The 12,509-nt window shown below is 62.0% G+C and carries 7 protein-coding genes; 2 read left to right on the plus strand and 5 right to left on the minus strand.

Annotated features, from left to right (window positions below; genetic code table 11):
• Positions 1-81: 81 nt before the first annotated feature.
• From fhuE to F0A17_RS08520, 3 genes are all read right to left on the minus strand, one after another.
• A complete protein-coding gene (fhuE, locus tag F0A17_RS08510; RefSeq protein WP_228716848.1) occupies positions 82-2,391 on the minus strand; it encodes a ferric-rhodotorulic acid/ferric-coprogen receptor FhuE in 2,310 nt (769 codons plus the stop codon).
• Between the two features lie 121 nt (positions 2,392-2,512).
• A complete protein-coding gene (locus F0A17_RS08515) occupies positions 2,513-3,193 on the minus strand; it encodes an RES family NAD+ phosphorylase (protein WP_187774678.1) in 681 nt (226 codons plus the stop codon).
• Positions 3,194-3,195: 2 nt separating this feature from the next.
• Entirely contained in the window at positions 3,196-3,597 is a 402-nt protein-coding gene (locus tag F0A17_RS08520) for an MbcA/ParS/Xre antitoxin family protein (RefSeq protein ID WP_149327913.1), read from the minus strand.
• Positions 3,598-3,739: 142 nt separating this feature from the next.
• On the opposite strand from F0A17_RS08520, the gene recC reads away from it, so the two are divergent.
• Positions 3,740-7,306 carry an exodeoxyribonuclease V subunit gamma gene (gene recC / locus F0A17_RS08525; RefSeq protein WP_149327914.1) on the plus strand — a complete coding sequence of 1,189 codons (3,567 nt, stop codon included), beginning with the start codon at positions 3,740-3,742 and terminating at the stop codon, positions 7,304-7,306.
• Between the two features lie 48 nt (positions 7,307-7,354).
• Here the strand turns inward: recC and F0A17_RS08530 are convergent, their stop codons facing one another.
• Both F0A17_RS08530 and F0A17_RS08535 read right to left on the minus strand, forming a co-directional pair.
• A complete protein-coding gene (locus F0A17_RS08530) occupies positions 7,355-9,541 on the minus strand; it encodes a protein-disulfide reductase DsbD family protein (protein ID WP_223111511.1) in 2,187 nt (728 codons plus the stop codon).
• A gap of 16 nt (positions 9,542-9,557) precedes the next feature.
• Positions 9,558-10,655, minus strand: coding sequence for a TlpA family protein disulfide reductase (locus tag F0A17_RS08535; protein ID WP_149327915.1), 1,098 nt, complete (start codon positions 10,653-10,655; stop codon positions 9,558-9,560).
• A gap of 134 nt (positions 10,656-10,789) precedes the next feature.
• Between F0A17_RS08535 and pdxR the strand changes: the two genes are divergently transcribed.
• Positions 10,790-12,211, plus strand: a complete 1,422-nt coding sequence (pdxR, locus tag F0A17_RS08540; protein ID WP_223111512.1) for a MocR-like pyridoxine biosynthesis transcription factor PdxR — start codon at positions 10,790-10,792, stop codon at positions 12,209-12,211.
• Positions 12,212-12,509 lie beyond the last annotated feature (298 nt).

Raw genomic sequence — 12,509 nt, forward strand, 5'->3', positions numbered from 1 at the left:
GTCCCCACCGGATTCAGCCAGACGGGGGTCGTTGCTCAATAAGCGCCGTCGTCGCTTTGATAGTCGCGGGATGCACCCAGGTTAGAAGGAGTAGGTCAGCGTCGTGGTTACGCTGGCCGGCTCGCCGTAAACGCCGTAGCCATTGATGTGGCTGTAATATTTCTCGTCGAACAGGTTCTTGACGTTGACCTGAAGTGACAGCTCCGGCGTGAACTGATAGCGACCAAAAAGATTGGCCAGGGTGTAGCTACCTTGCTCGAACTCGGTGGGAATTCCGGCCGGGGTGGTAAGGTGGCTGGCCAAGATGCTGCTCTGCCAGTTAACGCCACCGCCCACGGTCAGCTCGCGCAGTTGGGGCACGTTGTAGCTGGCGAAGAGGTTGAACAACGAGCGCGGCTGATCGGTATTGAAAGCCCCCTCATTGGCCTTTGCAGTGAAGTGGGAGTAACCGACGGTCATGTTGAGCTCATCGGTGACCGCGCCGCTCAGCTCGATCTCGAAGCCTTCGCTGACCACGCCATTGGCGGCAGAGTAGAATGTCTCGGTTTGCCCAGGGATGAGCGGATCCGCCTGAGCGACGTTGTCCTGCTCAATCCGGAACACGGAGAAGGAGCCATTCAGCAATCCATCGAACCATGCCGCCTTGATACCCGTCTCGTAGTTCCTGCCCACGACGGGGTCCAGGTAGCGACCACTGCTATCGCGGTAGTTCTGTGGCTCGAAGATTTCGGTGTAGCTGGCAAACGCCGAGTAAGTGTCGTTGAAGTCGTAGACCAGGCCTCCGTAAGGCGTGACTTCGCTCTTGCTCTGGCGATCCAGGCTGCGGAACAGCGTCATCCCATCCCACTCGGTGTAGCGTGCGCCAACAATCAGCGTTAGCGGATCAGCCAGCGAGAACCGCGACGCTGTATAGACGGCTTTTTGGCGCGTGCTGGACGCTTCGGATGGGGAAAATTCCAGCCAACCTTCATTGGGCGCCGAGCCGTCCCAGTTGTTGAAATCATCGACGCTGAAGCCATTAATGAAAGTATTCTCGTAGTTGTTCTCCTGGTCGCTGTAGCTACTCCCCACGACCAGTTCGTGCTCGCGCCCGAACAGCGCGTATGGGCCAGAGGCGAGCACATCGATGGCATCGACCGTGCGCTCGCCGCGGTTCCAGCCGGTATAGAAGAAGACGCCGCTTCCTGTGACCGGGTCCGGCAGCCCCCCTTCTACATAGGGGTAGGCGAGCTTGCCATCCATATTGGTCTCTTCGTGGGTCGCTGCCACGTGCAGTCGCCAATCGTTATCGAAGCGATGCTCCAGGTTGGCGAAGACCTTCTCGGACTCGAAGTCGTAGTAGGACCAGTCTGGCGCCACGCTAAAGGAGCGTGAGTAGTTCGTCGGCGTGCCATCGCTGAACCACAGCGGTAAGCCGCCCCACGTCGGCGAAGAGGTGTGGCTATCTTGGTAGTCGAAGCCTATCGACAGTGTTGTGGACTCCGTCACGTCGGCGTCGATGATGCCGTACCCGAACGTGCGGCGCTTGTCCTGGCGATCGAGGTGGGCGCCGCCCTCCTCGTAACCGCCGATGAAGCGGGCTCGCACATCGCCCGAGGACGTGAGGGGTGTGGTCAAGTCGACGGTGCTGCCGCGCTTTTCCCAACTGCCTAGGGTGCCAGAAACGGAACCGGTGAATTCGCGGCTGTCGGCGTGTTTGCGTACGAAGTTGACCGAAGCCCCCGGGTTTCCCGAGCCGCTTACCAGCCCATTGGCACCACGAATGACTTCAACGCGATCGTAAATGGCCGTATTGAGTCGGCCCTCACCGAAGTACCAGCGGCCATCGGTATTGAGCGTGGGGATGCCGTCGTACTGGTAGCTGTTGATGCGGAAGCCACGTGATGAGAAGGCAATGCGGTCGCTGTCCAGATGGCGCGCCGAAATGCCGGTGGCATTGCTCAGCACCGCTTCAATGGAGTCCAGGTTCTGATCTTGTATGCGTTGCTCCGTGACAATGCTAATTGCCTGCGGCAGTTCTTTCTGGCTAAGCGTCAAGCCAGTGCCGGCACTGGTACTGCGGCGGGTATAGCCCACGTTCTCGTAAAGATTCTCGCCGGTGACGGTCACTGTCTCCAGCGATGTCGCGTCGTAGGAAGACTGTGCCAGTGCGCCGCTCGAGGTGAGTAGCGTTACCGGGATGAGCGCGGTGAGCGAGATTTGGCTGATGTACCAGGCTTTTGTCGTATGACTGGCCTCCCGCGGCAGAATCATGCTCCGGCCATGACACAGTGACAGTTTCATTGGGATCCCCTGGGCCGCGCCTCTTGGGCGCTTGTTCTGATAGGCAACACGTAAGAAAGAGTAATCATCTGCAAATGCAATCCTGATGTCAATAATTTCGATAATCATTCTCAACCAAGACACCTCGATTGCCCAGGTCGCCCGATCAGCAACTCCGTTACACCCAAGTCACTGCCCGGCACTTGGCCGGGCTATGGAATGGTGATAAAGATACCTTAGGCCTGAACGTTCAACCCCGGCGTTCGGTGACTTCCAGCACATGGCTCACAGCCTGCGCTCTGCCATCCCACACATAGCGGAGATGCGGGCCCTGAATGGGAATACTCAGCGCCGGCGGGCGCAGCACCGCCGCACATTCATGCCCTAGCTGCCTGACGCTGTGGTAGAGAATGCCCCAGGCTCCCTCCGCCCTGAGACGCGAAGCGAACTTCTGCCCGCGGGGATAGGTGGCCGGGTCCGGGTCGTGCAGCTCGGGGTAACCCACGCGCACGTCATGCAGCGGCTGGGTAATGGTGTTGATATAGGTCCGCATGGTGACTTCGACGCTGGCCTCGCGGGTCGCCGCCAGGAACCCGGCCATGTGAAAGCGGGTTTCTGCGATGGCCGCATCCAGCGTGTTGGCGCAGTAGTAGACCCCGTAGCTGCCGTCGGTGAAACGCGATGACCGGCCGATATGGGTAAACGCCGCCATGATGGGAGAGGAGCCGGGCCCCGCGACACGATCATGCGGTGGCACACGGTTCAACTGACCGGCCTCTTCGAGCAACCTGTCGTTGGTCATCGCCTCGATGGCGAAGGCCAGCTCCAAATCCTCGGCATCCAGTGTGTCCTCGAACACGGCGATGGGCGGGTAGGCGCTATTGACGATACGAAAGGCGTTGCGCCACTCGGGCAGGCAGGTCGCCGGCACGCTCACCCCCGCACGCCATCCAAATAGCGCCGGGTATCCGCCAGGTCCACGACGCGCCCATGCAGCATGTAGTCGAGGGCCGACTGCCCGTTGAACGGCGGCGCGGCATTCGCCTTGTGCACCCATTCGTAGGCCTTGTCGGGGCTACTGCTGAACAGGATGCGCAGCGCCTTGTGGATGCCCATGAGATAGGAGATGCGCTCCAGGGTGTCGTGAGGCAGGCGCACCGGCGGCAGCTTCTTGTACTTGTGGTAGGTGGTGTTGCCGATGCCGCCCAGCAGGACGCGCTGCTGGGCCGGGGTGCAGCCCCACAGCGCCATGACGTTGAAGAAGAACTTCAGCGCCACGCGACCGGCCTCGGGGCTGGCCGTATCGGGACGTTCGAGAAGCGGTTCGGCGTTCATGGCATGGCACCTAAAATGAGTATTCGCATACGAATTATAGGCCAGCCTATATCCACATGCGAACTCCACCTTGTCGACGCGTTTATCCGCTTCCCGATTTACGGCACCATGAGGCTTGCCTCATCCCGAGCAAGGACCCGCCATGCCGTTCGCCGCCCCCCAGGAGAATGCCCTCACCCCCGGCTTCATGGTCGTTCACGGCAACCGCCTGGAGGACCTGCGCGGCGTGGCGGTGGAGTGGATGAAGCGCCACCCGCTCGCGCCGCTCGAGAACGAGACGATCCTGGTGCAGAGCAACGGCATTGGCCAGTGGATGAAGCTGGCGCTGGCCGCCGACGAGGCCGACGGCGGCAGCGGTATCGCCGCCGCGCTGGACGTGACCCTGCCGGCGCGCTTCCTGTGGCAGGCCTACCGTGCCGTGCTCAACCACGTGGAGAACGACCCCAACGCCGTACCGGCCACCTCGCCCTTCGACAAGTCGCGCCTGCTGTGGCGGCTGTTGCGCCTGCTGCCGGAGCTGATGCCGCGCGACGAATTCGCCCCGCTGCGCCGCTTCCTCGAAGGCGACAGCGACCTGCGCAAGCACCACCAGCTCGCCGAACGCTTGGCCGACCTGTTCGACCAGTACCAGGTCTACCGCGCCGACTGGCTCGAGGCCTGGGCCCGCGGCGAGGACGTGCAGATCTCCGCCCGTGGCGAAGCCCGCCCCATCGATGACTCCCAGCGCTGGCAGCCCGCCCTGTGGCGGGCGCTGATCGAGGATGTGGGCGACGACGGCGTGGCCTCCAGCCGCGCCATGGTGCATCGGCGCTTTCTCGCCTCGGCGCGCGAGCTTCACGGCAGCGAATGCCCCCCCGGTCTGCCACGGCGGGTCATGGTGTTCGGCATCTCGTCGTTGCCGCAGCAGGCGCTGGAAGCGCTGGCCGCTATCGCCCGCTGCTGTCAGGTGGTGCTGTGCGTGCACAATCCCTGCCAGCATTACTGGGCCGACATCATCGAGCACAAGGACCTGCTCCGCGCCCAGCGCTACCGCCAGCGGCGCAAGGAAGGCATGCCCACCCGGCTCGACGTGCTCGGTGACGGCGAGGGCGAGGAGAGCCTTCACCTGCACGCACAGCCGCTGCTGGCCGCCTGGGGCAAGCAGGGCCGCGACTATCTGCGCCTGCTCGACGAACACGACGACGCCCAGCAATACGAGCGTCTGTTCGCCGCCGACTCGCTACGCATCGATCTGTTCGAGCCCTTCGTGCGCGAGGGCGATGGCTGTCTATTGCAGCAGCTGCAGGACGACATCCGCGAGCTGCGCCCGCTGCACGAGACCCGCCAGAACTGGCCGGCACTGAACCCGGGCCGCGACGACTCCATCGTCTTCCACGCCGCCCATAGCCCCCAGCGCGAAGTGGAAATTCTTCATGACCAGTTGCTCGCCGCCTTCAGTGCCGACCCCAACCTCAGGCCCCGCGACGTGATCGTGATGGTGCCGGAGATCGACCGCTACGCACCGCACATCCAGGCCGTCTTTGGCCAACTCGAGCGAGACGACCCACGCTACATTCCCTTCACGCTCTCCGACCAGGGCAGCCGCCACCGCCTGCCATTGCTGATCGCGCTGGAGAAACTGCTGCGCCTGCCGGAGCTGCGCCTCTCGGTGAGCGACCTGCTCGACCTGCTCGACGTACCCGCCCTGCGCGCACGCTTCGGTATCCAGGAAGGCGATGTACCGACCCTGCGCCGTTGGATCGAAGGCGCCGGCATCCGCTGGGGGCTCGACGCCACCCAGCGCGGCAGCCTCGACCTGCCCGTCGGCATGGAGCAGAACACCTGGGCCTTCGGCCTGCGCCGGCTGCTGCTGGGCTACGCCGTGGGCGAGGCCGCCAGCGGCCCGTGGCAAGGCATCGAGCCCTTCGACGACATCGGCGGGCTGGAGGCGGCACTGGCCGGGCCATTGGCCGCATTGCTGGAAACCCTGGAAACGCAGTGGCGCAGCCTGCGCGAGCCCACCGACGTGAGCGGCTGGGTGCAGCGCCTGCGTACCTTACTTGAAGCGAGCTTTCTCGCCGACGCCCCCGAGGACAGCCTGTTACTGGCCCAACTCGAACAATCGCTGCAGGCCTGGCAGGAGAGCGCCGAGGAGGCCGGGCTGACCCGCGAGCTTCCGCTTTCCGTGGTGCGCGAGCACTGGCTGGCCCAGATCGACGAACCGAGCCTGTCGCAGCGCTTCCTGGCCGGTGCGGTGAACTTCGCCACGCTGATGCCGATGCGTGCCATCCCCTTCAAGCGGGTGTGCCTGCTGGGCATGAACGACGGCGACTACCCGCGCAGCCAGCCGCCGATGGATTTCGACCTGATGAACGGCGACTACCGCCCCGGCGACCGCTCGCGCCGCGAGGACGACCGCTACCTGTTCCTCGAAGCGCTGCTCTCCGCCCGCGAGCAGCTCTATGTAAGCTGGGTGGGCCGCAGCATCGTCGACAACACCGAAAAGCCCCCTTCGGTGTTGGTCGGTCAGCTGCGCGATCATCTCCAGGCCGGCTGGCGCACAAGTGACGACAGCGCACTGCTTGAAGCCCTCACTACCGAGCACCCACTGCAGCCGTTCAGCCGCACTTACTTCCCTACCGAGGCGCAGCAGGCCGAGCGAGACGTGGCCGCCCGGCGGCTGTTCACCTACGCCCACGAGTGGCGCGAGGTGCATGGAGAAGCGATGGCGGAAGCTGCGCTCCCCGACCTGGCGCCATACGCGCAGGACACACCGCTGACCATTACGCAGCTTGGAAATTTTTTAAGAGACCCGGCCCGCGCCTTCTTCACCACCCGCCTCAAAGTGTTTCTGGAACGCGAGGACATCGTCAGCCTCGACCACGAGCCCTTCGCCCTGGATGGCCTCGGCAACTGGCAGTTGCAAGACCTGCTGATTCGCGAGCAGCGCCGCGCCATGGACGAAGGCCAAGACCGCATGCCCGCCATGCTCGACGCCCTCGACCGCCTGCAGGGCCAAGGCGTGCTGGCCATGGGCGCCTTCGGCGAACGCATGCGCGAACAGCTCACCGAACCGATGGAGGCGCTGTTCGAAGCCTACGAGGAAGCCCTGGAAACGTGGCCCCACGCCGTCGAAGAGCCCGAGCCGGTACAGCTCAGCGTGCCTGGCGCCCCGCCTATTGAGGATTGGCTCGACGAACTGCGCGTGAGCGAATCGGGCGAGCGCTGCCGCCTGGTGCTCACCAGCAGCAGCCTGGTCAAGAAAGGCAAGTACCGCTGGTCGCACCTCCTGCGCCACTGGGTCGCGCACCTGGCCGGGCACCTGAACGACAAGCCCATGACCACCCTGCTGCTTTCCAAGGCCGGCCACGTCACCCTTCCGCCCCTCGACCCGGAAGTCGCCCGTGGGCACTTGCGCGAGATCGTCCGCACCTGGCAGGCCGGCATGCAGCTGCCGCTACCGCTGGCCTGCGACACCGCCTTCGTGTGGCTAAGCAAGTTGGGAACGCCTGACACGGAGCGCGACAGCGATGCCTGGCGCACCGCCGCCAGCACCTACAACGGCGACGACTTCAACGCCGGCGAAGCGGGCCGCAACGCCTACCTCGCCCACCGCTGGCCCAGCTTCACCGCACTCTATGAAGCGCGCCAGGACAAGCTCGGCTTCGCCGAACTCACCGAGCGGCTGCTCGCCCCGGTGCATCTGGCCGTGAAAGGAAATGGAAAATAAGCGATCTCACCCATCCTGCGTCAATCAACCTAAGCCGCTCACCGACTTTCATCCGGTGACTAGATCAGTGAGCAATGTCGGAGTGAGCCATTGCGGCAACATGGTGGGTTTCTCAGCCCCTGGCGCATACCACAGGTAAAGAGGCACGCCGGTTCTGTCATGGCGATTGAGAAAAGCCGTAATAGCGGGATCCCCATTGGTCCAGTCTCCCACCATAGTGGTCACGCCAGCCTGTTGAAAAGCAGCACGTGTCGTCTGGCGATCAATGGCACTTTTTTCATTCACCTGGCAGGTCACGCACCAGTCCGCCGTGAAATACACGAATAACGGTGTGTTCTGCTCGCGTAGCTCATCGAGACGAGTTTCATCGAAACTTAATGACTGACGAGATTCATCGGCAGCGCCCAGAAGCGGTGAATCAGAGCTCTGTGGAAACGCCGCTGGAATGAACCATCCAGCGCTCAGCGCCACCACGGCTGTACACACTGACGGTCCCCAAGACCCGCGTTTTCCGCTACGTTGGCGCAGGCCTGTCAACCAGAGCCCTGCCGCCAGTAGCATGACGACGGCCAGGGTGGCGACCACCCCATCACTGGATAGCTGCTGTCCCAGCACCCAGAGCAGCGCCAACGCGGTTACGAACATTGGAATGGCCAAGGCGTGCCTGACGCTCTGCATCCATGGCCCAGGACGCGGTAGCTTGCGACTCAGTGCGGGAAAATAGCCGAGGACCAAAAAAGGTAGCGCAATGCCCAATCCCAGCCCCGCGAAAATCGTCAGCGCTGCCAGCGGTGGCAGCCATATGGCGGCACCCAGTGCCGTTGCCATGAACGGCCCCGAACAGGGAGTTGCCACGAAGGCTGCCAGTACTCCGGTCCAGAAAGCTCCCGTGGCACCGCCCTTCTCGGCCAACTGAGCCCCGCCATTGAACCCGCCAAGTTCGAACAAACCCGCCAGATTGAAAGCAATTGCCGTCATCAGAAGCGTCAAGCCGACAATGACACGAGGCTCCTGGAGCTGGAAGGCCCAGCCAACCTGAGCCCCAGCGGCACGCAAGGCAAGTATCCCCGCCCCGAGCAAAATGCATACCCCGACGACGCCTGCCGTATAGGCAAGGGCTTCCCGCCTCGCTTCACGAGGGCCGCCGGACAATCTTGCCAGGCTCAGTACCTTGAGGCTCAGAATCGGAAATACGCACGGCATGACATTGAGCAGTATCCCGCCGGCAATGGCTCCGAACAGCGCCGTCAGCATTACGCCAACGGTGCCACTCGTACGCTTTTCTTCAGCGCTGTCATTGGTGGCGTGCCCATTAGCAACCGGCGCAGGTAGAGAACCCGCATCCGCCTGGAAGGCCAATCCCGTGCCCCCAGCCAGTGTCACTACCGCCTCGAGAGGCTGTGGCAACGTCTCTCCCGCCGCCGTCTCGACGATAAGCTCATCCCCCTGGCGGCTGAAATTCTGCCGGGCGGCCGGATCGACGGCTTCATCATTAGCGACAAACAGGTGCGGTTGCTCCAGCTTGACGCTGGCTGGCAAGGGAATGGCGATGCGAATGCGGTCGCCCGTATGCTCGTAGGTGGCTCGTGCGCCCAAAGGTCGCGGCAGGGCCTGGCGCCAATGATCAAAGTCCGATTGATGACGGGGCGATGCCGCACCATCACCGACGGACAGTTGCGTCGATAGCGTCGCCCTTTCGGGAATGCAGGCATCTTCTCGACAGGCCAGATATTGCAGGTCGACCCGGATAGGAATCGTCGTCCCCTCGCCCAGGTGGTCCGGTACATTCAGCGGCACCAGAATGGCGTACGGGTGTTCGTAGACATGGTTCATCAAGTCATCGATGAGCAGCGTCTCGGGGACCGGATATGCCGGCTCTCCTACCGTCACTCCATCGGGCAGTTGCCAGTCAAACTGTGGTGCAAGCCCCACGCTCCCGGGCTGTTTCCAGTAGCCGTGCCAACCATCCTGAGGTTGCATGACGACGGCAAGCGTTGTCTGCTCTCCCGCTGCCGGACGAGCACTCTCTGCCGTAAGCGATGTCCGAATCATCACATCGCTTTGGCCCTCGGCGGAGCCTTGTGCCACGGCTGCGCCTGGTGGTATCAAGCTCAGTACGCTTACGACAGAGATCAACGCCAGCAGACGAACCGAGACGAGACCGCGCATCATAATGGTTGGCATAGACAACAGGCCCATCAGGGATGGGCTTCTCCGTTGGATGGGGGTCAGCATCGGAAATCGTCTGGTATCACTTGGCAACGATGCTCTGTACTGCTTCAGCCAACGCCGTATCCTGGGGACCCAGGCGCTTGGCCACATGGCCACGACTGTCAATCAACACGACGGTGGGAATCTCTTGGACGCCGAAGGCACGATAGACGTTACCACTGGCATCAAGGGCAAGGGGAATACTGACTTCGTTGGCGTCGCGGTAATCTTCAAGATCCTCTTGTGATGCCCAGAGCCCGGATGAAACCCCGATCCAGTCGATGTCACCTTGCCTGGCCAGGCCATCCACGGTTTCACGAACGCGGCGACACGCTTGAGACGTTTCCGGCTGGCTTTCCTCCAGATACCACTCGCACCAAGGGGCAAAGAATACGATGCCACGAGGTTTGTCAGTGCCATCATCAAACAACTCAACAACATCGCCAGAGAGAGTGTTTAGCGTGAGTCCGTCGACGCTATCGCCAACGTTCAGCGCTTGCACCTTCGCGGTATCGGCACCTTGCGTGGCACTATCACCCTCATCGTTGCTCCGCACGACTCGCTGGAGCGCGTCTTCGAACTGCTGGTCATCTCGATGCCCGATATAGGAGATATGTCCACTACGGTCGATGAGGACATGCTGCGGCGTGACTCGTAGATGGAGTGCTTCGGCGAGGGTGCCATCATCTACCGTGATCGGCATGCCAAGGCCCATCTCTTCGCGATACTTACGCGCGGCATCGACGGTATCGCTGAAACCGGTGTTGACCGCGATGACCTGTATCTCATCGCCATACGTTTCGTAAAGTTCCTGGAAACCAGGCATCTGCTGACGGCAAGGTACGCACCAGGTTGCCCAGAATTTCAAATACACGGGCTTTTCGCCGTACAGTTCGGATAGTGCAATCTGTTCACCATCCAGGGTGGTGACCGTGACTTCGGGTCCTGGCTTGCCGATCAGGGACTCTCCTGCCCTCCTGGCGCGCCGCTCGCCGTCAGCCGCCTGGTCATAGGCCTCGACGGCCTGTTCCTCACTCTGCGTGTCGCTGGTGGCGCTTGACACGGAGGTGGTGCAAAGGCCACTGACCAACAGCGCCAGCAGCAATCCATAGCGGATCGTAGGTGTTCGAGTTGGCATCCTGAGGTTCCTTGTCGGCCTGAACAGCGGCTGAATACCGCTTCAGCAGCAGTGGAGAGTTATTCGACAGGAGAGTAGTCTGGGCGTCGCACAGTACAGAAAAAAGTACCAAGAACTGACAATATCGATATACCATGGCTCGAACCATGAACTCTCTCCGCATCGCCGTTGATCGGCTCCACCGACGTTCGCTGGCCGAGCAGATACGCGACAGCATTGCCACCGCGATCCGCGAGGGGCATCTCTATGAGGGGGCACGTCTCCCTTCCTGGCACGATCTAGCCACCCAGTTGGGCGTTGCCAGGGGCACGGTAAAAACCGCCTATGAACGGCTGTCCGACGACCAACTGGTAGTCGCTCGTGGTGCCGCGGGAACCTTCGTCGCGAGCCCATTGCCCACCGTCCAGACCCACCCTGACGAGGTTCCCACTCGGCTGCCACTGCCAGAGCTCTACCGTGATTTCGACAGCTCGCCGAAACCCTTTCAGGTCGGTGTTCCGGCGTCGGACATGTTTCCTTACAAGGTATGGTCCCGCACCATCACTCGCTATTCACGACTGGCCGCCATGGAAGCCACTCGCTACCACGATCCTCGGGGAGAAAGGGAGCTACGAAAGGAAATCGCCGCCTATCTATCGGTCGCTCGCGGTCTACCGTGTTCCGCCGACCAGGTCATCATCACTAACGGCTATGCCGGCGCACTTGGCCTTGCCCTGCACGCGCTTGAGCTTGGTAACCGACAGGTCTGGGTAGAGGATCCCGGCTACCCACTGGCTAGTCGAGCGGTATCACTGGCCGGCTACATTCCGGTCCCTATCTCGGTCGACACAGAGGGACTGGATGTCGCTGAGGGGTTAAGGCGTGCTCCAGATGCGTCTCTCGCCATTGTTACGGCCAGCCAACAGGCACCACTGGGCGTATCGCTCTCGCTGGCCAGGCGGCGCGCCCTGCTCCAATGGGCGGCTGCGGCAGACGCCTGGGTCATCGAAGACGATTACCTCAGCGAGCTAAAGCTCGGTGGCAAGGCCACTCCAGCGCTGGCATCGCTGGACGGCGATGGACGCGTCATCCATATCGGAACCTTCAGCAAGACCATCAGCCCCACGCTGCGGCTCGGTTTCATGGTCGTGCCGTCGGCGCTGGTGAACCTTTTCGGAGACGTTGCCGCTGCACTATCGCCAGCTTCATCGTTAGCGACTCAGCTGACCGTTGCGGCTTTCATGCGTGATGGCTACTACTTACGCCATATACGGCGCATGAAGAGGCTATATGCTCAGCGCCGCGATGCCTTGCTGCAACAACTGGGGCAAGCGTTGGCATCCAACACCATGGCAGGATTATCCCTACTGCTGACACTGCCCGACGAAGCCGATGATGTAAAAATCGCAGAAGCTGCTGAGGCGCTGGGGCTCGCTCCTGCGCCACTGTCTATCTGGTATGCCGATGACAATGGTAAGGCGAAAAGTGGGCTACTACTTGGCGTGACGAACCTATCGGATGCTGTCCTCGAGAGCAGTTGCCGACACCTCGAAGCCCTCATCCAGCGCCACGCATAATACGCGGAGCGTTCGAGAGAAGCTTTGGCCACAGCGTGCCATGACGCTATGGCCAGAACTCGGTCTCAAAGCACCTCTGTCAACGGCTGGTTGTGAAATGTGGTCTAAGCCAATGGGTAGCTACCAAGTAGAGTAAAACCGCCACCTAGTGCACCATGTGGGCTTGCCCGAGTTTCTTGAGGATGCCCATGTCGCTTCCTGCTGCCCTTCCTCTTTTTGGCTTGGTGGTGGCCCAGAGTAACCGCACGGAGGGTCTGGGTGGCCTGGTAGCTAAATATGCAAACCCCTTACGCTGTCA

Source organism: Billgrantia pellis (assembly GCF_008297955.1).
In the GTDB taxonomy this organism is placed as follows: Bacteria; Pseudomonadota; Gammaproteobacteria; order Pseudomonadales; family Halomonadaceae; genus Halomonas; species Halomonas pellis.